This window comes from Pantoea jilinensis (assembly GCF_019104105.1).
Lineage (GTDB): Bacteria > Pseudomonadota > Gammaproteobacteria > Enterobacterales > Enterobacteriaceae > Pantoea > Pantoea eucalypti.
In genome coordinates, this window is sequence record NZ_CP077746.1 from 1937233 (window position 1) to 1961875 (window position 24643).

The 24643-nt window shown below is 55.7% G+C and carries 19 protein-coding genes; 7 read left to right on the forward strand and 12 right to left on the reverse strand.

The genetic code is table 11. The features are described 5' to 3' along the window. Positions 1-68 precede the first annotated feature (68 nt). Complete coding sequence (gene kdgT / locus KTJ90_RS09145; RefSeq protein ID WP_008925272.1) at positions 69-1052, forward strand: 2-keto-3-deoxygluconate transporter; 984 nt, start codon at positions 69-71, stop codon at positions 1050-1052. Positions 1053-1197: 145 nt separating this feature from the next. Beyond that, positions 1198-2064, forward strand: coding sequence for a crotonase/enoyl-CoA hydratase family protein (locus KTJ90_RS09150; RefSeq protein WP_003853843.1), 867 nt, complete (start codon positions 1198-1200; stop codon positions 2062-2064). A 12-nt stretch (positions 2065-2076) separates the two neighbouring features. Here KTJ90_RS09150 and pdeR read toward each other — a convergent pair whose 3' ends face one another. From pdeR to KTJ90_RS09175, 5 genes are all read right to left on the reverse strand, one after another. Beyond that, positions 2077-4062 carry a cyclic di-GMP phosphodiesterase gene (gene pdeR, locus KTJ90_RS09155; protein WP_105099139.1) on the reverse strand — a complete coding sequence of 662 codons (1986 nt, stop codon included), beginning with the start codon at positions 4060-4062 and terminating at the stop codon, positions 2077-2079. A gap of 159 nt (positions 4063-4221) precedes the next feature. After that, positions 4222-4512 carry a YbdD/YjiX family protein gene (locus tag KTJ90_RS09160; RefSeq protein WP_499026365.1) on the reverse strand — a complete coding sequence of 97 codons (291 nt, stop codon included), beginning with the start codon at positions 4510-4512 and terminating at the stop codon, positions 4222-4224. Next, on the reverse strand, positions 4505-6574 hold the full coding sequence (locus KTJ90_RS09165; protein WP_008925270.1) for a carbon starvation CstA family protein: 2070 nt from the start codon (positions 6572-6574) through the stop codon (positions 4505-4507). Before KTJ90_RS09165 ends, KTJ90_RS09160 begins: the two co-directional genes overlap by 8 nt. 201 nt (positions 6575-6775) lie before the next feature. After that, the gene (locus KTJ90_RS09170; RefSeq protein ID WP_105099141.1) at positions 6776-8710 is read right to left on the reverse strand and encodes an exoribonuclease II; all 1935 of its coding nucleotides are present in this window, start codon (positions 8708-8710) and stop codon (positions 6776-6778) included. A 112-nt stretch (positions 8711-8822) separates the two neighbouring features. Next, positions 8823-11126, reverse strand: coding sequence for an FdhF/YdeP family oxidoreductase (locus tag KTJ90_RS09175; protein WP_039660145.1), 2304 nt, complete (start codon positions 11124-11126; stop codon positions 8823-8825). 260 nt (positions 11127-11386) lie between these two features. Here KTJ90_RS09175 and KTJ90_RS09180 point away from each other — a divergent pair, with 260 nt between their 5' ends. The 4 genes from KTJ90_RS09180 to KTJ90_RS09195 all read left to right on the forward strand — a co-directional run bounded on the left by KTJ90_RS09180 (position 11387) and on the right by KTJ90_RS09195 (position 16653). After that, the gene (locus KTJ90_RS09180; RefSeq protein WP_499026368.1) at positions 11387-12973 is read left to right on the forward strand and encodes a PTS sugar transporter subunit IIBC family protein; all 1587 of its coding nucleotides are present in this window, start codon (positions 11387-11389) and stop codon (positions 12971-12973) included. 184 nt (positions 12974-13157) lie between these two features. Further along, positions 13158-14702 carry a methyl-accepting chemotaxis protein gene (locus KTJ90_RS09185; RefSeq protein WP_003853826.1) on the forward strand — a complete coding sequence of 515 codons (1545 nt, stop codon included), beginning with the start codon at positions 13158-13160 and terminating at the stop codon, positions 14700-14702. Positions 14703-14840: 138 nt separating this feature from the next. Further along, positions 14841-15569 (forward strand): YoaK family protein, encoded by a 729-nt coding sequence (locus KTJ90_RS09190; RefSeq protein ID WP_039660150.1) that lies wholly within the window; start codon positions 14841-14843, stop codon positions 15567-15569. Between the two features lie 187 nt (positions 15570-15756). After that, positions 15757-16653 carry a LysR family transcriptional regulator gene (locus KTJ90_RS09195; protein ID WP_033763007.1) on the forward strand — a complete coding sequence of 299 codons (897 nt, stop codon included), beginning with the start codon at positions 15757-15759 and terminating at the stop codon, positions 16651-16653. Positions 16654-16658: 5 nt separating this feature from the next. On the opposite strand, the gene KTJ90_RS09200 is transcribed toward KTJ90_RS09195, so the two are convergent. From KTJ90_RS09200 to sapA, 7 genes are all read right to left on the reverse strand, one after another. Further along, a complete protein-coding gene (locus KTJ90_RS09200; protein ID WP_499026371.1) occupies positions 16659-17771 on the reverse strand; it encodes a CMD domain-containing protein in 1113 nt (370 codons plus the stop codon). 220 nt (positions 17772-17991) lie between these two features. Then, positions 17992-18780: an enoyl-ACP reductase FabI gene (fabI, locus tag KTJ90_RS09205; RefSeq protein ID WP_003853816.1), complete on the reverse strand. Its 789-nt coding sequence runs from the start codon at positions 18778-18780 to the stop codon at positions 17992-17994. A gap of 141 nt (positions 18781-18921) precedes the next feature. Continuing rightward, positions 18922-19725: a putrescine export ABC transporter ATP-binding protein SapF gene (sapF, locus tag KTJ90_RS09210; protein WP_003853814.1), complete on the reverse strand. Its 804-nt coding sequence runs from the start codon at positions 19723-19725 to the stop codon at positions 18922-18924. 1 nt (position 19726) lies between these two features. Beyond that, a complete protein-coding gene (sapD, locus tag KTJ90_RS09215) occupies positions 19727-20722 on the reverse strand; it encodes a putrescine export ABC transporter ATP-binding protein SapD (protein WP_003853811.1) in 996 nt (331 codons plus the stop codon). Then, positions 20723-21613, reverse strand: a complete 891-nt coding sequence (gene sapC, locus KTJ90_RS09220; protein WP_078804454.1) for a putrescine export ABC transporter permease SapC — start codon at positions 21611-21613, stop codon at positions 20723-20725. It lies immediately after the preceding gene. Then, positions 21600-22565, reverse strand: a complete 966-nt coding sequence (gene sapB / locus KTJ90_RS09225) for a putrescine export ABC transporter permease SapB (RefSeq protein ID WP_039660158.1) — start codon at positions 22563-22565, stop codon at positions 21600-21602. Before sapB ends, sapC begins: the two co-directional genes overlap by 14 nt. Next, positions 22562-24187, reverse strand: coding sequence for an ABC transporter substrate-binding protein SapA (gene sapA / locus KTJ90_RS09230; RefSeq protein ID WP_140033370.1), 1626 nt, complete (start codon positions 24185-24187; stop codon positions 22562-22564). Before sapA ends, sapB begins: the two co-directional genes overlap by 4 nt. Positions 24188-24345: 158 nt before the next feature. Here sapA and KTJ90_RS09235 point away from each other — a divergent pair, with 158 nt between their 5' ends. Further along, the gene (locus KTJ90_RS09235) at positions 24346-24477 is read left to right on the forward strand and encodes a hypothetical protein (protein ID WP_255527544.1); all 132 of its coding nucleotides are present in this window, start codon (positions 24346-24348) and stop codon (positions 24475-24477) included. The last annotated feature ends 166 nt before the right edge of the window (positions 24478-24643 follow it).

The window sequence follows — 24643 nt, forward strand, 5'->3', positions numbered from 1 at the left end:
ACTACTTTGCTTTCATCGCCTTCGGGCACTTCCTGCTCCAACACTGGCAAAGCAAAGGTGAAACCTGTATGCACATCAAACGGGCAATAGACAAAATTCCGGGCGGCATGATGCTTATTCCGCTGTTTATCGGCGCACTCTGCCATACATTCTCTCCCGGCGCCGGGAAATACTTCGGCTCTTTCACCAACGGTCTGATGACGGGGACGGTGCCGATTCTGGCCGTCTGGTTCTTCTGTATGGGAGCATCGATAAAGCTCAGCGCTACCGGCACGGTACTGCGTAAATCGGGGACGCTGGTGTTAACGAAAATTGCCGTTGCCTGGGTTGTGGCGGCTATCGCCTCACGCGTGATGCCGGAGAATGGGGTAGAAGTGGGGATGTTCGCGGGCTTATCCACGCTGGCGCTGGTGGCTGCAATGGACATGACGAATGGCGGCCTTTATGCCTCGATCATGCAGCAATACGGTTCCAAAGAGGAGGCTGGCGCGTTTGTGCTGATGTCACTGGAGTCCGGGCCATTAATGACCATGGTTATTCTGGGTACTGCGGGTATCGCCTCATTCGAGCCACACGTGTTTGTGGGCGCTGTCCTGCCGTTTGTGGTCGGATTTGCATTAGGAAATCTTGATCCGGAGTTGCGTGACTTCTTCGGAAAAGCGGTACATACGCTGATTCCTTTTTTCGCTTTTGCGCTGGGTAACACCATTAACCTGGGCGTGATTGCGGAAACCGGACTGCTGGGCATCATGCTGGGCATCGCCGTGATCATCATTACAGGTATCCCGCTTATTCTGGCCGACCGGCTGATTGGCGGCGGGGATGGCACGGCCGGTATAGCCGCATCCAGTACGGCAGGCGCCGCAGTGGCGACACCCGTACTGATTGCCGAGATGTTGCCGCAGTTTAAACCGGTTGCGCCTGCCGCAACGGCGCTGGTTGCCACATCTGTCATTGTGACCTCAGTGCTGGTGCCCATTATCACCGCTATCTATTCAAAACGCCTTAAGCGTCTCCATGTTGCCGTCGGGCAGCGTGCCGCTATTAAGTAACCTGCCTAATCAATCCCCGGCGCGCCAGTCGGGGATCACTCTGGATTTTGTGTTGTAAATCAATCTCTCATTTGGTCTGGCCTCACTCTGCATTACGCTGATGTGGCGTATTTAACGCATCAAAATATAAACAGAGGATGAGACAATGACAGTTATTAACCAAGCAACGTGCAGATTATTTACCGAAGTCGGCAATACCACGCAGTTAGTCGCCTATTACGAAGAAGGGCGTCGTACCATGTGGATGATGCTGCGTGCACAGCCCCGTCCGAGTTTCAACCATGAACTGATTGAAGAGATCATGAACCTGAGCTACGCCGCTCAGCGTTCCGGCCTGCCAATCGATTTCTGGGTCACCGGGTCACTGGTTCCGCAAATGTTCAACGCCGGTGGCGATCTGCGCTTCTTTGTTGAGTGCATTCGCAACAACCGCCGCGAGGCGCTCCGGGCTTATGCGCGTGCCTGCGTGGACTGCATCCATTCTGCAGCACGCGGTTTTGATACAGGCGCGGTGACGCTGGCGATGATTGAGGGCAGTGCGTTAGGCGGCGGATTCGAAGCGGCGCTGGCGCATCACTTCATTCTGGCGCAAAACAATGCGCGGATGGGCTTCCCGGAAATTGCTTTTAACCTGTTCCCAGGTATGGGCGGCTACTCACTGGTGGCGCGTCGTTCCGGCATGAAACTGGCCGAAGAGCTGATTTGTGAAGGAGAGTCTCACAGCGCTGAGTGGTATGAGACGCGTGGACTGGTTGATAAGGTCTTCCAGCCAGGCGACAGCTATCGTGCCACTCGCACCTTTATCGACACGTTACGGCCTAAACTCAATGGCGTGCGGGCGATGCTGAAAGCGCGCCAGCGCGTGCTGCAATTGTCACGCGCTGAGCTCATGGATATCACAGAAGATTGGGTCGATTACGCGTTTACTATCGAACCTAAAGATATTGCTTACATGGAACGCCTGGTACAGTTACAAAACCGCCACAGCGCATCACTGCGTAAAGCGGGTTAATCCGGACCAGCATTAAACGCGGGCAGGATGCTTAGCCAGCCAATGCCCAAATTGTTCTGCGGGCATTGGTTTTGCGTAATAGTAACCCTGACGCCCATCAACACCACTTTTAAGCACGAACTTCTCTTCATCCGGCGTCTCAATACCTTCTGCAATCACCTGCAAATCAAGCGCCTTAGCGACGGCGACGATTGCACGCACCAGCGATTGTGATACCGGCTGTTTATTGATGTCGCGGATAAAGCTTTGATCGAGCTTAATCGCATTGATCGGCACACGTGCGAGCTGAGAAAGCGAAGAGTAACCGGTGCCAAAATCATCCAGATGAACCTGTGCGCCCAGCTCCTGAAACTGTTTCATCAGCTTCAGCGCTTCAGTTTCATTCTCAATCAGACAACTTTCTGTGAGCTCAATATCAATCGGACAATCAGTGATATTCGCCTCATGCAGTGCCTGTTTCAGATCGGTGTAGATACTTTGGTCGAGCAACTGACGGGCAGACACATTGACAGCGACGCGCAGGAAAATGCCCTGCTGACGCCAGACGATAATCTGCTGAAGCACGTTGAGCATTACCCAGCGTCCCAGCGGCACAATCAGCCCCGACTCTTCGGCATAGGGAATAAAATCTGCGGGCGAAACCATACCTCGCTCTGGTGAGTTCCAGCGTACTAATGCCTCGGCGCTGCGAACCTGTCCATCGCTATCAATTTTGGGCTGGTAATGTACCAGCAGATGATCGAGTTCAAGCGCCTTGCGCAGGTTGGTGTCCAGCCACAGATACTCAAAGACCCGCTGGTTCATCTCGGCGGCAAAGACACAGAACTTGCCGCGACCATTCTCTTTAGCGTGATACATCGCGGTGTCCGCGTTACGAATCAGGCTCTCTCTATCTTCGCCATGCAGCGGTGCGAAAGCGATACCGATGGAACAGCCACTGTAAACTTCAATCAGTCCGATACGGAAAGGCTGTCGCAGGCGCTCAAGAATGCGGGAGGACATCGCCTCCAGCGCAGCCTGGCTGGTGTGTTCAGCCAGCACCACAAACTCATCGCCACCCAGACGACCCAGCGTCTGGTCCTTACCCAGACAGCTAAGAATCGCGAGAGAGACTGCCTGCAGTAATTGATCGCCGAACATATGACCGTAGGCGTCGTTCACTTTTTTGAAATTATCGAGATCGAGATAGACGACACCGGTCTCATCATGCCCGGCGCGCTCCAGCGCCAGGCTAATCTGCTGATGAATGGCGTTGCGATTAGGTAAACCGGTGACCGTATCGGTGTTTGCCAGCACCCGGAGGCGTTCCTGGGCACGTCGCTCCTCGGTAATGTCTGTACCAGAACAGATGAGGAAAATTTCATTTTTGCCGCTGCCGCTGTGAACAAACTTATTACGAAACAGAAACAGTCGCTGGCCCTTTTTGGTTTTGACCCAGCGCTCCACCTCGTACGAGTTACCGTCACGGAAGAAGCCTGCAATGTTGCGCCGCGACTGTGAGGCTTCCTGCCGGGTCATAAACAACTGAAAGACATTTCGACCTATAACTTCATGTTCATTCAGACCGGTATATTCTTCACTCAGGCGGTTAAAACGCTGAATATTGCCCCGCTGATCGAGGATAACAATCACTGAATTAGCTTCAGAAACCACTTGTTCGGCGAATGAAAGGCCCAGGGTCAGGTCACGGGCGACCGCAGACGTATCTCCCCAGGCAGAAGCGGTTCCGGCCCAGGAGGCCTGGTTCACTTTACGTCCGACAAAATGCATTGGCACATCAATGCCTTGCAGGGACATGGTCAGATTGATACTTGAAGTAATGACGGGCATTGCGCGGATCATTGCAGCCTGGCCGGGTGTCAGCGGCAGGGCGATATTAGTTTGTGACGACTCATCTTCGGCAAAATGCAATGCATCGCTGTCCGCGGTCAGACGCCAATGAGGGCTGGTTGTACCAAAAAGGGTGTACAACAACGTTTGCCCTTGTTCATCGGTCATGGAAACTTCCTCCGGGAAGTGCTCTGCAGGCGTTATCTCATTATTTTAGCAACAGTATTCATCATCTGAGGCAAGCACAAGGTGCAAACCAAATATATTTTCCCATCCAGATAAGAATGGCACAAAAAAGCCCCGACGGTGCGGGGCTATTCAGTGCATTCAGCAGGGACATTTGCCCAGTTTACCGGCCTGGCTGGGGAAGCGGGCATCCAGGCAATAACGGTGAAAATCGCGCTCGCTCATCGGCGCCTGTCCGGGATGATGCCGTCGCATATGCTGCAGATATTTTTGATAATCCTGCACCCCGACCATTAAGCGAAAACATTGTTGCAGGCCGCGCCAGAATCCCCACCAGCTAAACCTCTGCGGCGGAGAAGCAGCAATCACATTACAGTGCAGAATCTGCCAGTCACCGTGTGGACGGTGGACCTGATGAATAGCATCAGACATGGCGCACCTCCTTGTTGCGCATTGCTACCGGCGTCTCGCGGGTGGTCGGCACCGAGCTGTTCAGTGCACGACGAATGACAAAGAATGCCGAGATCAGCATGGTGACCGCCACCAGCATAAAGAAAGCACATAGCGCGGCGTTAATCTGATTGCTGAACACGATGGTCTGCATATCCGCCACGCTTTTTGCTGGCGCGATGATCACGCCTTCATCCAGCCCTTTGCGGAATTTATTCGCCTGCGCCAGGAAACCGATAGAAGGTTTCTCATGGAAGATTTTCTGCCAGCCCGCGGTCATTGAGGTGATAAACAACCAGACGGTCGGCAGAATCGTCACCCAGGCGTAACGCTGCTTTTTCATTTTGAAGAGCACCACAGTACCGAGAATCAGCGCCATCGAGGCCAGCATCTGATTGCCGATACCAAAAAGTGGCCACAGGGTATTAATGCCGCCCAGCGGGTCGACCACGCCCTGATAAACAAAGAAACCCCAGCCTGCAACGGCGACTGTCGTGCCCGCCATATTACCCAGCCAGGAACGGTTGTTCGCCATAGAAGGCACCACTGTTCCCACCAGATCCTGCACCATAAAGCGGCAGGCGCGGGTACCGGCATCGACCGCGGTCAGGATAAATAGCGCTTCAAACAGAATGGCGAAGTGATACCAGAATGCCATCATCGCCCGACTGTTGAAGATCTCGGTAATAATATGGGCCATTCCCACTGCGAAGGTAGGTGCGCCGCCTGCGCGAGAGAGAATGGAACCTTCACCGACATCGCGGGCGATGCCACTCAGCATTTCTGGCGTGACCACAAAGCCCCAGCCATTAATGACCTGAGAGGCGCTCTCAACGGTGGTACCAATCAGCGCGGCAGGGGAGTTCATGGCAAAATAGACGCCGGGATCCAGCACCGAGGCACAAATCAGCGCCATGATCGCCACAAAAGACTCCATCAGCATCGCGCCATAGCCAATAAAGCGGATATGACTCTCCCTCTCCACCAGTTTTGGTGTAGTGCCGCTGGAGACCAGCGCATGGAAGCCTGAGATTGCTCCGCAGGCAATGGTAATGAACAGGAACGGGAACATCGCGCCGGAGAATACCGGACCGGTACCGTCGATAAATTTGGTCACTGCTGGCATTTTCATCTCTGGCATGGCAAAGACGATGCCCACCGCCAGGCCGACAATCACGCCAATTTTAAGAAAAGTGGAGAGGTAGTCGCGCGGTGCCAGCAGTAGCCAGACCGGCAGCACAGAAGCAATAAAGCCATAGATGACGAGAACCCAGGTCAGCGAGGTGCCTTTCAGGGTAAAGAAGGGGCCCCAGTACGGATGTTGTGCCACGTCGCCGCCATAAATAATCGCCGCCATCATCAGCACAAAGCCAATCAATGACACTTCGGCGATTTTACCGGGGCGGATAAAGCGCATGTAGACGCCCATAAACAGCGCAATCGGAATGGTGGCCGCGATAGTGAACAACCCCCACGGGCTGTTCGCCAGTGCCTTCACGACGACCAGCGCCAGCGCCGACAGGATGATGATCATCACGCCCAGCGCGCCGAGCATTGTCACGACACCAGCGAATGCGCCCAGCTCCTGCCGCGCCATTTCACCCAGCGAACGGCCATCACGGCGGGTCGAGATAAACAGGATCAGGAAATCCTGAACCGCGCCTGCCAGCATCACCCCGACCAGAATCCAGATAGTGCCCGGCAGAAACCCCATCTGCGCGGCCAGAATCGGACCGACCAGAGGACCGGCGCCCGCAATGGCCGCGAAATGGTGGCCAAACAGCACCCATTTATTGGTGGGAACATAATCCAGTCCGTCGCTCAGCCGCTCGGCAGGCGTCATCCGGCGATCGTCCAGTTCAAAAATATTGCGGGCGATAAACAGGCTGTAGAAGCGGTAAGCGATGCTGTAACAGGCGACAGCGGCGATCACCAGCCAGACTGCATTGACGTGTTCGCCGCGGCTGAGGGCCAGCATGGCGAAAGCGCCCGCGCCGATTAACGCCACCACTAACCAGATCACACTGGTTTTGACGTTTTTCATGACTAACTCCTTGTGAGGACCGAGAGGAAAGCGATCGAAAACAACGAGTTAAACTTAATGTAATGGAATGTAAGTGAAAGTTAATCAGTGGAGAAGTGTGAAGCGGGGTACAAATTTAACTTTTTTGCAATCAGAACGGGGCGGGAAAGAGCGGGATAACCAGCGTTATCCCGCTTATGTCAGCGCTTAAATACGCGACATTCAGACGGCGGGCCGGGCCACGACGCTGCGAGTTTCCATGCGGACTTCGGCGATGGTGACATCAATCACGTCGGTCACACGGTAAACCACGTCACCTTTGATCTGTACGCTGCCATTCTCCTGACTTAAGACCAGCTCATCACGCACCGCGTGAATGAACGGTGCCGGGATAAAGGCAACCGCACCAAACTCGACCAGGCGAACACGCATGCCGCCACGCGACACGTCGATAATCTCGGCGCTGAAACGACGATCGGTAGCCGCAAAGGGTGCAAGATAACGGGCGTAGAGCCAGTCACCAACGTCACGTTCCGCCATCCGGTTCAGGCGACGGCGTTCACTCATCGTTACCGTCACCGCATCATCCGGACGTGCGATCGACTCACCGCGAATAATTGCTTTAAGCAGACGATGGTTGATCATGTCGCCGAACTTACGAATCGGTGAGGTCCAGGTGGCGTAAGCCTCCAGACCCAGACCGAAGTGCGGGCCGGGCTCGGTGCTGATCTCAGCGAAAGTCTGGAAACGACGGATACGGCTATCAAGGAACTGGGTCGGCAGGGCGTCCAGCTCACGACGCAGCACACGGAAACCTTCCAGTGTGGTGATCGCCTGCGCATCCACGGTAATACCGTGATTGGCCAGTACCGCGGCAGCCTGTTCAGCATTGGTGGCATCGAAACCGGCATGCACGTTGTAAATACCAAAGCCCAGACGATCACGCAGCACTTTTGCCGCGCAGACGTTGGCCAGAATCATGGACTCTTCAACAATACGGTTAGCGATGCGGCGAGGTTCAGCCACAATTTCCAGCACTTCGCCTTTATCACCGAGCAGGAAGCGGTAATCCGGACGGTCCTTAAACACCAGCGCGTGGGTCTGACGCCACTCGCTGCGCGCCAGGCAAAGGCGGTGCAACAAGCGAATCTGTTCAGCAATCGCCTCGCTTTCTGGCTGCCATGTGCCGCTGTTTTCCAGCCAGTCAGAGACATCGTCATAAGCCAGCTTGGCTTTAGACTCGATCCAGGCAGCAAAGAACTCGACGTCATCACCCAGGGTGCCATCGGCAGCTACGGTGACACGGCAGGCCAGCGCCGGACGACGCACATTCGGACGCAGCGAGCAGACATCATCAGAGAGTTCGCGCGGCAGCATCGGGATATTAAAGCCCGGCAGGTAGTTGGTAAACGCACGCTGTGCCGCCAGCTTATCAAGCTGACTGCCCTCTGCCACATAGGCGGTCGGATCCGCGATAGCGATAGTCAGACGCAGGGTGCCGTCGTCCTGTGCTTCTGCATAGAGCGCATCATCCATATCCTGGGTGCTGGCGCTGTCGATGGTGACGAAATCCAGCGCGGTCAGATCTTCACGCGTCAGGTTTTCATCCATCATCTCGCCAAAGCTGACATCAGGTGCTTCACGCTCAAGGTTGTGACGCGACAGCGTCACCCACCACGGAGCAAGATGATCATCAGCTTTGACAATAAAATCGGTAAGTTCGGCATAGAAGCCGCGATCGCCTTTTAACGGATGGCGACGCATTTCTGCTACTGCCCAGTCGCCATTCTCAAACTCATGGCTGACATCGCGTGCGGGGCGACACGGGATCGCATCTTTCAGCAGGGGATGGTCCGGCACAATCGACAGGCGATCGTCTTTCTTCTGCACCCGACCAACAAAGCGGGTCAGGAACGGCTCAACCAGCGTTTCCGGCTCAGCGCTTTCGCGATCTTTCTCGCTATGGATCACAGCGGTAATACGGTCGCCATGCATCACTTTCTTCATCTGCGGAGGCGGAATGAAGTAACTTTTCTGCGCATCGACTTCCAGAAAGCCGAAGCCTTTTTCGGTGCCTTTAACGACGCCTTCAGCTCGAGGCGTTTGCGAATGGAGCTTCTGTTTCAGCTGCGCGAGCAGCGGGTTATCCTGGAACATAATTTTTACGTTTCGTGGCCTGATTGCGGCTGACAGTTTTACGCGATTCGGCGGCGCGCGGCAAGGCAAAAAGCCGGACGAACCGGCTTTTCAGAGAGGAGTGAAAGGGAGGTCAGGCAATGCGCTGTTCAGGCAGTGCCGCTGACAGTTCCAGCTTCACCGGCACCGACTTAGAGGTCGGTGTGCCACTGCCATCACCAAAGCTGTTCAGCGGCACCAGCGGGTTGGTTTCCGGGTAATAAGCCGCCAGATTACCGCGCGGAATATTATAGGGAACCAGTTTGAAGCCGCTGACGCGACGGGTAATGCCATCATTCCAGAGGGTCTCGATATCGACATTCTGACCTTCGGTGAAACCAAGGTCTGTCATATCGTCCGGGTTGATGAACACCACTTCGCGCTGACCAAACACGCCACGGTAACGGTCATCAAGGCCGTAAATCGTGGTGTTGTACTGGTCATGTGAACGCAGCGTCTGAAGAGTGAAAGGGACCTCTTGATCCAGATTCGGGAACAGCGAGGTCGGCAGCGCCGCGGCATTGAACTCTGCTTTCTGGCTCGGCGTATTGAAGCGCAACTCGGCAGCGGCATTACCCAGGTAGAAACCGCCGGGGATATCACATTTCGCATTGAAGTCGGCAAAGCCCGGAATCGTTGCCGCGATATGCTCACGAATCAGGTTGTAATCACCGGCCAGCTCGCGCCATTTCACTTTCTCATCACCCAGCACCGCCTGCGCGATACCGGCAACAATCCAGGTCTCAGAACGCTGTGTTTCCGCCAGCGGAATACCAATCCCTTCAGAGGCGTGCACCATGCTAAAGGAGTCTTCCACGGTAATAAACTGATTGCCGGTTGCCTGCAGATCGCGTTCGGTGCGGCCCAGCGTCGGCAGAATCAGCCCTTCATGACCCGGCACCAGATGGCTGCGATTCAGTTTGGTACTGATATGCACAGTCAGACCACAGCGTGACATCGCTTCTTCGGTGCGCGGTGAATCCGGCGCAGCCGCAGCCAGGTTGCCACCCAGCGCGATCAGCACTTTGACTTCATCACGCAGCATCGCGTTCAGCGCTTCAACGGTGTTATGGCCCGCGGCACGTGGTGGCTCGAAATTGAAATGATTACCCAGCGCGTCCAGGAACGCTTTAGCCGGTTTCTCATCAATCCCCATGGTGCGGTTACCCTGCACGTTGCTGTGACCGCGAACCGGGCAGAGGCCTGCGCCTTTTTTGCCCAGTTGACCAAACAGCAACTGCAGGTTGGTGATTTCGCGAACCGTGTCTACCGAGTGTTTGTGCTGGGTGATGCCCATTGCCCAGGTACAAATCACCCGGTCAGCGCTCTGGTAAATCGCCGCCGCTTCACGGATCTGCGCCTGCGTCAGGCCAGACTGCGCCACAATCTGCATCCAACTGGTGTTATCCACCGCATCCAGATAGGCCTCAATGCCATTGGTTTTAGCATTGATAAAGGTCTGGTCAAACAGGCCACTTTCACCGGCTGCCAGACGCGCGCGATGGGTCTCCAGCAGGGATTTCACCATGCCGCGCACCGCCGCCATATCACCACCCAGATTGGGCTGATAATAAGATGAGCTGATGTTACCCGCTTTTGAAGTGACGACTTCCAGCGGCTTCTGCGGATCGGCAAAACGCTCCAGGCCGCGCTCGCGCAGGGTATTAAAGGTGACGATCTTCGCACCATGATCGGCAGCATGACGCAGGCTGTGCAGCATACGCGGATGGTTGGTGCCGGGATTCTGACCGAAGACGAAAATCGCATCGGCGTGATCGAAATCATCCAGACGAATCGTGCCTTTACCGACGCCAATACTGCGCTTCAGACCGGTGCCGCTGGCTTCGTGGCACATATTCGAGCAGTCAGGGAAGTTATTGGTTCCCATCAGGCGACCAAACAGCTGATAGAGCCAGGAGGCTTCGTTGCTGGCGCGACCGGAGGTGTAAAGCTCCATCTGATTCGGATGATCCATCGCCTTGATGTGCTGCGCGATCAGCGCAAACGCATCTTCCCAGCTGATCGGCTCATAGTGGTCAGTTTCCGCGTTATAGCGCAGCGGATGAGTCAGACGCCCCTGATACTCCAGGAAGTAATCACTCTGGGTATAGAGCGTGGTTACGCTGTGTTTAGCAAAAAAGTCGGTGTCGACCATGCGGCGCGTCGCTTCCCAGGTGACCGCTTTGGCCCCGTTTTCGCAGAAGCTGAAGGTACTTTTGTTGTCATCACCCCAGGCGCAGCCCGGACAGTCAAAACCGCGTGCTTTATTCATGCGCATCAGGTTGCGCATATTTTTCAGGGCCGCTTTGCTGTCAAGCACGAAACGCGTGGTGGCTTCCAGAGAACCCCAGCCGCCCGCAGCCGCGCGATAGGGTTTGATTTGGCGTTTAAATTTCATAGTGAGTGCAGGCTTTTATAGTAGGCATTATTGTTTGGTGTTTGTTATCAGGTTATAGCCTGATGGTGAAAGGAAGTCTGCAGCTATCGTTATACCTTGTCTAATTGATTGACATAATGGTGCGATAGCTGGCGTTTATCGTGAACAGGTCTGAAATGTGATGGTGCTCAGATTTTACCCGCCTTAAACCGGCCGATAACGGGAGTTCTGCTGACAACAGGCTAATACTTGCTGTTCACAATCAGAGAGAGCGTGACGCCATGAAACAGCTGACCAGCCAGATCCATGCGTTTGGCAAAGCATTGATGATGCCCATCTCAGTCATCGCGGCCGCCGGTATTTTTCTCGGACTGGCGGCGGCGATGCAGAATCCGGCGGTAACCGGCGATGCCTTTGCGCAGATGCAGATTCCCCAGATAATCATTGGCTTTATTCGCAAAGTGGCGGGCGCGCTCTTTGCTAATCTGCCCGTCTTCTTTGCGGTAGCGAGTGCCATCGGCCTGGCTAAAGCAGAAAAAACCACGGCCGCCTTTGCCGCAGTGATCGGCTACATCGTGATGAACGTCGGCATCAGCGCCACGCTGGCGGCGAAAGGGATTACGGCGGCGACGACCACTCCGGCAGCCCTGCAGCAGGCGGGAATGGATCAGACCACCGCCATGATGACTTCGGCGGAGTACATCAACATGCTGGGTGTCTTCACTTACAACATGAGCGTGCTGGGTGGGGTCATTGCCGGACTGATCACGGTGGCGCTGCACAATCGTTTTTACACGCAGCAACTGCCCACGGCGATCAGCTTTTTTGGCGGACGGCGTTTTGTGCCGATCATTACCGTGGTCTGTCTGCCGCTGATTGGCGTGTTACTGGCGCTGATCTGGCCGACCATTGGCAATGGCATCGCCTGGATTGGACAGATGATTGGTAAAAGCGGCCAGTATGGTGCTTTTCTGTTGGGGGCTTTTGAGCGCATCCTGATCCCCACCGGCCTGCATCATATTCTCAATGAAACCGTGCGCTTTACACCCATTGGCGGCATGGCCGTGGTCGATGGCCAGACGGTTGTCGGCGCGCTGAACATCTTCAACGCCTCACTGACCCATCCGGGGTCGATCCCCGATGAGACGTTGCGCACCGCCACGCAGTTTCTGGCGCAGGGCAAGATTCCGGTCATGATGTTTGGCCTGCCCGCGGCGGCACTGGCGATCTATCACACCGCGCGGCCTGAACATAAACAGCGGGTCAAAGCACTGGTGATGGCGGGCGCACTGACCTCATTCACCACCGGCATCACGGAACCGCTGGAGTTCTGCTTTATCTTTGTCTCGCCAGTGCTCTACCTGCTGCATGCTTTCCTGACCGGCCTGTCGTTTATGCTGATGTCGATGTTGCATCTGATGATCGGCAATGTGCAGGGCGGCGTCATCGACCTGGTGGTGTTCGGCATGCTGGGCGGGGCGAAAACCCACTGGTGGTGGACGCTGGCGCTGGGCGTAATCTATGCGCCGATCTACTACTACGCTTTCCGGCTGGTGATTACCCGAATGAATGTGGAAACACCGGGCCGGGAGTCGGAGGATGAAAAACCGCAACAGGTGACCGCGGATGAACGCACGCAGGTGATTATTAGCGGACTGGGTGGGCAGGCCAACATTGAGGATGTCGATTGCTGCTTTACCCGTCTGCGGGTTCGGGTTAAAGAGATGAATCAGGTGGTTGATCAGACGCTGATGAGCACCGGTGCGAACGGTGTTAATCGTGTCAGCGAGCACGATATTCAGGTGATCTATGGCCCGCAGGTTGAGAAGATCGCAAATGAGGTGAAAATGGCGTTGGGTGTTGCATAACCCCAGCCCATTTCAGGCGTGAGCATCACGTTAACCGCCCGGTGCAGCGGGCGGTTTGCACCATTCCTGGTGGAGATACTGACCACTGCCAACCCGCCTATTGTAACTAAAAAAATCCTTACCCTAATGGGGCACCTCTTTCTGCCGATATAGCGATTAATCCCCTCATTACTGGAACACCGCAATGTCGTTAAAAAAATCTTCCCTGATGATATTTTCCTTCCTGCTGGCCTTGTTTCTGACCAGCGTGGCAATCAGTACCTGGCTCCTGATTCAGAGCAATCACTCCCTGAATGCGGTTAACAAAGAGATCCGTGTGGTGCTCTCAGTGATTGACCCGATCAACCACAGCCGAACGCTGCGTGTCCGTCTGATGGAATATATGAAGGAGATTGAGGGCAGCGACGCAAACAATCCCGCCACGCTGGACAGTGTGCGGACCGTAGCCGGTAAAGCGGATGCCGCATTTCAGGCCTACATGAATGCGCCGCGTCTGCCGGGCGAAGAAGCCGAAGCTGACGCCTATAGTCAGGCTTATCTGGCCTATCGTCAGCAGGGACTACAACCCTTAATTGATGCCGCTGAGGCGCATGATCAGGTGCGCTTTAAAAGTCAGATCCCTAACGTGGTTCGCCTTGATCGCCAGTACGAAATCATTCTGGATCGGGTGCTGGCCCAGCATGAAACGTATGCTAAAAAGCTGAACAGCGATGCCCAGAGTCACTTCACCGCCGGCATTACGCTGCTTGGGCTGTTTGGCGTCCTGTTTTTTGCCATTATTATTGCCATTTACATCTTCATGAAGCGCTACGTACTTTCACCGCTTAATGACGCGCAGGAACACTGCAAACTGATTGCGGCGGGTGTGCTGGATACCACGGTACCGGCCAGGTCAGGTTCACGCAGCGAAATTCAGCTGCTGATGGGCTCACTGGAGCAGATGCGCAGTGCGCTGACCACCATTATTCTGCAGGTGCGTGATTCAACCCGCTCCGTTTCCACCGCCTCGCAGGAGATTGCAGCGGGTAACATCGATCTTGCCTCGCGTACCGAACAGCAGGCCGCCGCACTGACTGAAACGGCGGCCAGCATGGAGCAACTGGGCGCCACGGTGAAACAGAATACCGAAAACGTCTTTGAAGCCTGCCGTCTGACCAGTGAAGCGGTGAAGAATGCGGAGAGCGGTGAAAAAGTCTCGCAGGAAGTGGTGACATCAATGGCGTTGATTAATGCCAGCTCGAAGAAGATTGAAGAGATCACGACCGTTATCGACAGCATCGCTTTCCAGACCAATATTCTGGCGCTGAACGCAGCCGTTGAAGCCGCCCGTGCAGGTGAGCAGGGACGTGGCTTTGCGGTAGTGGCAGGGGAAGTGCGTAATCTTGCCCAGCGCAGCGCCACCGCTGCCAAAGAGATTGAAGGGCTGATTGCCGAATCGGTTTCGATCATTCATGCCGGTTCTGATCAGGTCAGCCGGACCGGTGATGCCATGAGCGCGATTATCTCCTCGGTCAGCCGCGTCAATCTGCTGATGGAGCATATCTCCACGGCCTCTGATGAACAGAGTCGCGGCATCGGTCAGATTGAGCAGGCCGTCACCGAGATGGATAGCGTTACTCAGCAGAACTCGGCGCTGGTGCAGGAGTCTGCGGCGGCCTCTGCCTCGCTGGAAGAGCAGGTGCAGTACCTGACGCAGTCGGTCTCCACCTTCCGGCTGGCAACGCATTAATCAGCCCACTCTGCGCTCAGTGTATGCAGCGCGGGGTGCTAAGCAAAGCATGGCAGAGAGGCGCGAGTTTGACGCAGCGCCTTGTCGCGGGCAGAGATTCGGCGGATTATAAGGCTTTCCATTGAACACAGGGTCGTCATGCTAACCAGCACCCATGGCCGCAGCAATAGCGCCGATACCCGACTCGCCTGCACGCTTGCCGCTGCTGCAGGCGCGCTGAATACCGCAGCCTTTGAGATCGTCGGTTTTTTTTCAGCCAACATGACAGGGAATGTCTCGCTGTTGTCCGATCATCTGGCAAAAGCGAATCTGGGGCCCGGCCTGTTTTTTCTGTCGATCGTCCTGTTATTTATTGTCGGTTCCCTGTTTTCGACCCTCGTCATTAATGCCGGGCACCGCAGAAACATCCGCACTATCTATGCGTTTGTCATCCTGCTGGAGGGCACCGCGCTGATTGCGCTGGGCGTGATCGAGAATCACTTTCCGCCGCTGTCACCTGGCGTGGTGTTAATCATGAGCCTGAGCTTCCTGATGGGGTTGCAAAATGCGGTTGTTACGCGGATCTCTAATGCACGTGTTCGTACAACCCATATTTCTGGCACAGCGACCGACATCGGCATTGAAATGGCGATGCTGTTTGAGGTGCTGCGGCGTAAAACCTCGCCGAAAGATGCGCCGCTTTATCTGGACCGGCTGCGACTACACACGCTGACATTGCTGGCTTTCCTCGCAGGAGGAATAGCCGGAATCGGGCTTTACCGGGTGCTAGGCTACGATTTTTTGCTACCGGTGGGGTTCGGCTTAATCTGTCTGGCGCTGAATGCCATATTCACTAAACCCGCGAAAACAGCGGTCGTGAAGATGTAGAGGGGCATACGCTCTGCCGCTTTTTCAGGGCACATCGGTTGCTGATTCATCGTTCCCCTTGCGCCAATGAACCGTGCGGTTAAAACCGCCATGGTTAAGCAGGGTAACATCTCACTCTTAACTCGGGTTGACTCTGACAGCGAGACAGTGACGAAAACACGCTTTAACCTGCAGATGGATAAATAACATCGACATTAAACAACTGATCTACCTATGTAATCTGGAGCGTGAACGCCATTTCGGGCGGGCCGCGGAAGCCAGTTTTGTTACACAGCCAACCCTCTCAATGCGCCTGAAAAACCTGGAGCGCGAGCTGGGCCTGCCGCTGATTAACCGCAGCAATAACTTTGCCGGATTTACGCCAGAGGGCGATCGCGTGCTGGCCTGGGCGCGGGAAATCGTGTCGGTGTATCAGGGGCTGAAGCTGGAAGTTGAATCACTGAAACATGGGGTAAACGGCACGCTGCGGGTTGGCGTGGTGCCGCAGTGCAGCATGGCGCTGCCGTTGCTGCTGAAAGCGGTGCAGGCGCGTTATCCTCAGCTTGATTACCGCATTGCGGTGCTGAGTGCTGATCAGCTGCTGGAAGCGCTCAATAGCCACACCGTGGATGTCGGTATCGGTTTTTTTGAGATGGCGACGCTACGGGAACTCCATTTTCAGACCGAGATGCTGGCAGACCGGGGCGCTGAAGCTGTATTCCATCCCGACCATTTCCCCGAGCTGGTGGGGGAAACCCCGCTGACGCTGGATGAACTGGCTCAACAGCCACTTTGTCTGGCGGAGCCCACGCGCTATTTCCGCCGCTACATTGATATGGCGTTTCGCGAGGCGGCACTGGTGCCGCGAGTGATCGTTGAGAGTGCCTCTATTATGCAACTGATGCAGTGTGCGCAGGTCGGGCTGGGGTTGCTGGTGTCGCCGGTTGGTCACCTGCTGCCCGCTTCACTGCAGGGACTGCAGCAGCGCGCCATTACGCTGCCGCCGATGGCACGTCAGGCGGCACTGGTGATAGCCGAACCTGGCCGTGCCACACCGCTGGCACAGCACTTTTTCGACGAAGCGCGTGGTCTGCTGCCGGTATAACGCAGTTACTTCGCCTCGCCCAGCGCGTAAAACAGGCGGCTGTTCCAGTTGCCTAGCGCAACACGCTGTATTAGCGCGAACAACGCTTCAGCCTCCCAGCCTGCCTCCATCAGCGGTTGCAGGTGGGCGGCGCTGAATCGCTCAGGTGACCGGGTCAGCTGTACCGACAGCGCAATAATCAGCTGTTCTTCACCTTTTGAAGCCGTCTCCTCCACACCCTCAATCAGGATGTCGTTCCCGTCCAGCAGCCGGAACGCCCAGCGACTGCCCAGAATACGCGCGGCGGTTGCCTCGGCCAGCGTATCCTCCTGAGAAAGATGCTGACACAGCTGCGCCCAGCCATAGAGCGCCGAGGGATCATGGGCCAGCAGCCATACCGCCTCCTGCATGCCGGGCAGAGACTGACAGCGGGTAACGGCAGCGAGCTGCTCAGCACTGGCATAGCGCAACTCCAGCGGTTTCAGCACGGGCTGCCAGCGGTCAGGCTGGTCAAAACCGGTGGAATCAGCATCAGGGGGCAGGGAGCTGCCCGGCAGCCAGCGTACCGGCTGACCCTGCAGCGCCTGCAATCCGGCAACCACGCGTGCCTGGTAACTGACAAACCCGATCACCTGATTCAGCGTGACAATATCGGGTTCAGTCAGGCCGACCGCATCGAGGGCGGTGATCGCGCTCGCGTTGATGAGCTCAGGCTGCATCGCCAGCTGGCGGGCATACTGTGTAATCTGGGTCAGGCGATTATTACTCTCGCGTGAGGAGTCGGGCCCGGGCAATGGATTTAATCGGGCAGAGTAGTGATTACACAACCGCTGCACGCCCGCGACCTGCGCGACGGTTAGCGCAGTACTGAGGCGATCGTAGAGCGTTAGTGTATGGGTGAGTGAGTTGTTGACGCGATCAGGAAAAAGCAGTTGTGCCAGATCGCGCGCGGCCAGCAGGGCCGGCTGATGCGTGCGCAGCAGTGACTGCACTACGGTGTTATCGGCGTAGCATCCCAGCAGAAAACGGTCATCAATATGGGCAGCCTCTGGCACCAGCGGTGCGGCCTGAGCAATACGTGGACTGGTCTGGCTTTCATAAAACCAGTGGTTATGGCCCGGATAGCGGCGTTGTTCCATGATCAATCCTTTTGCAAAATCGGGTTCGGCATGCAGGCGGCAAAGTCTGAAAATGTGCATAAACCGAAGGTCAGGCTTATCGTCGCTGATGGGCAGGCCGGGGCAAAAGAATGATCGGTGATAATTAATAGCGTTACGGTATAACGGGAGCGAAATCAGGCAGGAAGAGCGAGGCGGGAATAAAGAGAAGGGCGAGCCACCAGGCTCGCCCTTGCAGAACTTATTTCAGTTCCAGCTCGTTCATTGCAGCGATGCTAAAGCCGCCATCAACGTGTACCACTTCACCGGTGATGCCGCCAGCCAGATCAGAGCAGAGGAATGCTGCTGAGTTGCCGACATCTTCAATGGTGACAGTACGGCGAATCGGGGTGACCGCTTCGCAATGCGCCAGCATCTTACGGAAATCTTTGATGCCTGAAGCTGCCAGGGTGCGGATTGGACCCGCAGAAACGGCGTTAACACGCACGCCTTCCGGCCCCATGGCGTTCGCCATATAACGCACGTTAGCTTCCAGCGACGCTTTCGCCAGACCCATCACGTTGTAGTTCGGGATTGCGCGCTCAGCACCCAGGTATGAGAGGGTCAGCAGCGCAGACTGTGGATTCAGCATCTCGCGGCACTCTTTGGCCATCGCGACGAAGCTGTAAGCACTGATATCATGCGCGATTTTAAAGCCTTCACGAGTCACGGCGTTCACGTAGTCGCCTACCAGCTGGTCGCCAGGCGCGAAACCGATAGAGTGAACGAAACCGTCAAATTTTGGCCAGGTTTTTGCCAGTTCAGTGAACAGAGATTTGATGCTCTCATCTTCAGCTACGTCACATGGCAGCACGATGTCTGAACCCAACTCTTTGGCAAACTCTTCCACACGACCTTTTAACTTGTCGTTCTGGTAGGTGAAAGCCAGTTCTGCGCCCTGTTTGTGCATCGCCTGTGCAATACCGTAGGCGATGGAAAGTTTACTGGCAACGCCAGTAATCAGAATGCGCTTACCGGAAAGAAAACCCATAGCTGTAATCCTTATGGTCATTGTAGTTGGCGGCCGCATGATTAAAAAGTAAGCGACCGACGTTAATCGACGTGCGGATTCTAGCACGTCTCTCATAAATCAGGTAAATCGCCCCGCAATTTCCGCGATATGCAGCAAAAATCAGCGCTCACGCCGCCAGGCTTCGGCACTCAGTGCTTCGCCAAAGTGGCTGCTGATCAGCCGTCGTGTCAGATCATGCAGCGGGGAGGCCAGCACGTCCGCCGTGCCGCCGCGCTCGACCACTTCGCCCTGATGCATCACCAGCACTTTATCGCTGATGTGCTTCATCATGCCCAGATGCTGCGTGACATAAATGTAGGCGATCCCGTGCTTCTCCTGCAGTTCCAGCATCAGATTCACCAGCTGAGATCGCATAGTCATATCCAGCGAGGCCAGCGCTTCGTCGGCCACAATGACTTTAGGCTGGAGGATCAATGCACGCGCCAGACCCAGACGCTGTTTCTGACCGGGCGCCAGCATGTGAGGATAGTACCCGGCATGATCGCGCAGTAAGCCAACCTGACGTAGCGTAGCAATGATGCGTTTCTCGCGCTCCTCCGCATTCAGCTCGGTATTGAGCCGCAATGGAAACTCCAGGATCTGACTGATGCGCTGTCGCGGATTCAGTGAGGTTGAGGGATCCTGAAAAATCATGCGTATGCGCTGACTGCGATAGCCATAATCGCCGAAGGTCAGCGGATGATCGTCAATCAGAATCTCACCTTCAGTGGGGGCGACCATGCCGCTGAGCATCTTCGCCAGGGTGGATTTACCCGAGCCGTTTTCGCCGATAATCGCCAGCGTCTGTTTCTCACGCAGGGTAAAGCTTACCGATTTCACTGCTTCAACGTGCTGACGGCGAAACAGGCCCGTACGGTAGCGAAAGGTTTTGCTCAGGTTGCGCACTTCCAGCAGGGTCTCCATGCTACTGGCCCTCCATATTCAGCGGGAAATGACAGGCGTAGAGATGGGTTTTGCTGCCGGTGAGCCGAGGCGTTTCAATACATTTACGCTGGGCATAGGGACAGCGAGGCCCCAGACGACAGCCAATCGGTAAACTCTCCAGCGACGGAATCGCGCCCGACAGGGTATTAAGACGGCTTTTGTGCGGCAGGGCGCGCCCAAAATCGGGCATGGCCCGAATCAGCGCCTGGGTATAAGGGTGATGCGGCGTACTCATCAAATCTTCGCTCTGGGCGGTTTCCACCGTCTGACCGCAGTACATCACGTTGATTCGATCTGCCCACTGACTCATTGTGCGCAGGTCATGGCTGATCAGCAGAATAGTGGTGTTGTTATTCTGGTTGAGGCGGCTCAGCAGGCGGAAAATCTGCGCCTGGGTGGTCGGTTCCATGGCATTTGTTGGTTCATCCGCAATCAGCAGGCGCGGCTGGTTAGCCAGCGCAATGGCGATCATCACTTTCTGGCACTCACCTTCAGTCAGCTCATAAGGGAAGCTGCGCATAATATCTTTGTGATCTTTAATGCCGACACGATGCAGCAGTTCGATAGCGCGGGTTTTGCGCCAGAACCAGAAGCGTTTCAGCCATGGCCCTTTGTACGTCCAGCGCGGGATCACCTGCATCAGCTGGCGACCAATGCTCTCTGAGGGATCCAGACAGGATTGCGGCTCCTGAAAAATCATTGAGACGTTGTGTCCGATAATGCGACGACGCTCGCGCGGCGATAAGCGCAGCAGGTCCACATCATCAAACACCATGCGGTCAGCGGTAACACGCCAGTTATCGTTGGTGACGCCGCAGATAGCTTTGGCGACCAGACTCTTGCCGGAGCCGGATTCTCCGACCAGTCCCCGGACTTCGCCTTCGCCCAGCGTCAGATTAACGCGGTCAACGGCTTTGACCGGCCCGTCAGCGGTCATAAATTCAATGGTGAGATTACGGATATCGAGTAACGGCATTTATTCCACTCCCGCTTCGACGGCGCGACGGATGCCGTCACCGAGCAGGTTAACAATTAATACGCTCACCATCAGCGCCACGCCGGGCAGCATAACGGTCCAGGGTGCGACGTAGATCAGCTCCAGTGAATCGCCGAGCATCGCGCCCCATTCCGGCGAAGGCAACTGCGCGCCAAGGTCGAGAAAGCCAAGTGCGGCAATGTCCAGAATGGCCATCGACAGCGCGCGGGTTATTTCGGTAATCAGCAGCGGCAGAATATTGGGCAATATGGCATAGCGCAGAATGTTGCGACCGCGAGCGCCATCAAGGCGAGCAGCCACCACATACTCCTTTTCCAGCTCATCATGCACGGCGCTGTATATTTCGCGGACCAGACGTGGCATCAATGCCAGCCAGACGGCCAGCAGCGCATGTTCGAGTCGTGGCCCGAGAAACGCCACCACGATAATCGCCAGCAACAGCGACGGAATCGAGAGCAGGGTGTCCAGGACATGGTTCATGACGGCCGAGCGGATACCGTGCGTCATGCCCGCCAGCACGCCCAATACCAGCGCTCCGAGGGTGGCGGAGATCGTCACAAGAATCGCTGAACCCACTGTGGGGCCTGCGCCACTCAGCAGGCGGCTCAGTACATCGCGACCCAGATCGTCAGTCCCGAGAAAGAACGAGACATCGCCATAGCGTGACCAGGAGGGCGGCAGCAGCTGATAGCCCAGGAACTGCTGGTCAATACCGTAGGGCGCTATCAGACCGCCAAACAGGCAGAGCAATAAGAGTGCGCCAAAGCCATACAGTCCGACCATTGAAATCGGGTTGCCGTAGAAATGATGCCAGCTTTGACGAAATGCGCTGGGCAGGCGTTTTTCGGCGTAGATATTATCGGACGGCATACCATTCCTTATGTTTCAGCGGATTCATGGCCGCGCCAATAATGTCAGAAATCACATTCACCAGGATCACCAGTCCGCCAATAACCATGACACCGGCTGAGATCGCCGCATAATCCTGCTGGCGAATCGCGTTAATCAGCCAGCGTCCAAGACCAGGCCAGTTAAAGACCATCTCAGTAATCATCGCCAGCGTCAGCATGGTGGAAAATTGCAAGCCAAGACGTGGGATCACCGGCGGCAGCGCGTTATGCAGCACGTGGCGGCGGATGACGGTAAAGCGTGAAAGACCGCGCGTGGCGGCCGCTTTGACATAATTTTTGTCCATCACGTCGCTGGTGCTGTTGCGCAGCAGACGTATCACCTCTGTTGTCGGTGCCATCGCCAGCACCAGCACCGGCAAAATAAGGTGCGAGAGGACACTGATAATCATCTCATGTCGCCACGGCGAACGACTCAGCCAGGCGTCAATCAGCGCAAAACCAGAGACGTTCTGAACCGGATAAAGCAGATCGTGGCGACCTGACACTGGCAGCCAGCCCAGCGTCAGCGAGAAAAAGAGCGTCAGAATCAGCGCCAGCCAGAAGATCGGCGCAGAAAAGCCAATCAGCGCCAGCGCACTGATGGTTTTATCCTGCCATTTGTTGCGCATCACACCGGCACAGATTCCCAGCGGAATGCCCACCAGCAGCGCAAACAGAAACGCCAGGATACAGAGCTCCATGGTGGCCGGGAACACCTCGCGCAGCTGTAAACCAATCTCCTGACCGTTAGTGCTGGAGACGCCGAAATCAAACTGCAGCATCCCTTTAAACCAGAACCACCAGGCGTCCGAGAGTGCAGCGCCTTCCAGCGGCGCATTAGGGGTAAAATAGCTCAGGCTGAAGCTGACCAGCGACAGCAGAAACAGGGTGATGAGCAGCAGTAGCAGGCGCCGCAAAATATAGATAATCATTTACTCCCCTCATCAGCTTCACGATAAACACCGGCAAACGAGGCGTTGCCAAACGGACTCAGCACCAGCCCCTTGATATCATGACGAAACGCCTGGAGCCGCAGAGAGGATGCCAGCGGCAGTACCGGTAACTCCTGTGCCAGAATCTGTTGCGCTTTGTCATAGCTGTCGATGCGGCCCGAAAGTTGTTGTGATAACAGGGCGTTCTGCAGTGTTTCGTCAAAGGCCGGCGAGCACCAGTGCGCGTAATTGGTCTGTGAGCGAATCGCCGCACAGCTGAGCAGAGGACGGAAGAAGCTGTCAGGATCGTTACTGTCAGTGGCCCAGCCTGACAGCGTCAGATCATGATTCATCGCCATCAGCTGCGCCTCCTGGAAACGGCCTTCTACCGGTACAATCGTCAGCCGCACACCAACCTGTGCCAGATCTGCCTGTAACAATTCGGCGGTTTTAAGTGGGCTGGGATTCCAGGACTGCGATGCCACTGGCACCACCAGTCGCAGATGCAAATCGCTGATGCCCAATGCTGCCAGCGCGGCCCGGGATTTATCCGGATCATAGCTGGTAATACGCGCATCATTGTCATAGGCCCAGGAAGCGCGCGGTAATATGGAGGCAGCCGTTTCGGCGGTGCCGTAATAAATCGACTCCATCAGCCGCTCATTGTTGATTGCCAGCGCCAGCGCGTGACGCACTTCAGGACGGTCGAGCGGCGGCTTGCGGGTATTAAAAGCCAGATAGGCGATGTTCATGCCAGGACGCAGGGTCATCCGCAGGCGCGGATCATCGCGCAGAATGCTGAGCTGGCTGGCCGCGGGATAGGCCAGTACATCGCATTCGCCGGTTAACAGTTTGGAGAGCCGTCCGGTACCGCCAGACCCCAGATCGATTACCGCCTGTTGCAGACGCGGAACACCCTTCCAGTAGTGAGGATTGCGCGCCAGACGGATGTACTGGCCGGTGCGATATTCGCTGAGCTGATAAGGGCCGGTGCCAACGGGTTGCCTGTCCATCTCTTCCTGGTGTCCCTGCGCCGTCAGCTGGTCGGCATACTCCTTCGACAGCACCGGCGCATAGTGGGTCGCCATGTGCCACAGGAACGACGCATCCGGGCTGTTGAGTCTGAACTCAACCGTCCTGCTGTCGATTTTCTTCACGCTCTGCACTGAGTCGGAAAATTGCAGGCTATCAAAATAGGGATAATTACCGCCGTTGACGTTATGCCAGGGGTGATTACGGTCAAACATCCGTTCGAAGCTGAAAACAACGTCGTCTGCGTTCAGCGGCCGGGTAGGGTGGAACTGATTGGTCTGCTGAAACTGCACGCCGCTCCGCAGATGAAAGCGATACGTTGCGCCGTTGTCGCGCACTTCCCAGCTGGACGCAAGATCGGGTTTGAGACGATAGGTGTAGGGATCAACATCCAGCAGGCGGTCATAAAGTTGTGCCGCCAGGGTATCGACAGTCAGCCCGCTGCTGGCCATCTGCGGGTTAAAGGTATTCAGCGTGCCGCTGACGCAATAGACAAAGCCGGTCTGGCGGATATCACCCGCAGGCGCTGACCACGCAGGGGCACTCAACACGCTGAGGCTGAGCAACAGCGAACATAGTAGTTTTGACATAGAACTCAACGATTTTGAGGCATTAGGCAGAGTGTATCTCAAAGCGGGCATTGTCCCAAAACCTGCAGCGGCTACCAGGCTGTTTTTCATCCTGCATCAGGAAAAAGAGCGCACAGAAGGTGTGGTAATGAGAAAAATTCTCAACGGGTGCTTTACAAATGATAATAGGAATGATTATTATTCATATGCACTTCGACGGTGGCTCTGCCGAAGAAGAGCACGACATTGCTCACATTGCTTCCAGTATTGTTGCCCGCCTCATGGCGGGCTTTTTTTTGTCGGGTGCATAGCGCTGAAGAGCAGGATCACCGCTGACTGAACAGGTGCACTGATTGCGGTTTTGCATGAAAGCATGGGGATGGAAAAAGAGTAAAACAGAATGATATCTGTAATGGCCTGGCATTTACCTGAGCAAGACCGGCTTAAAACCGGACTTAACTATTACAGAAACGCCGT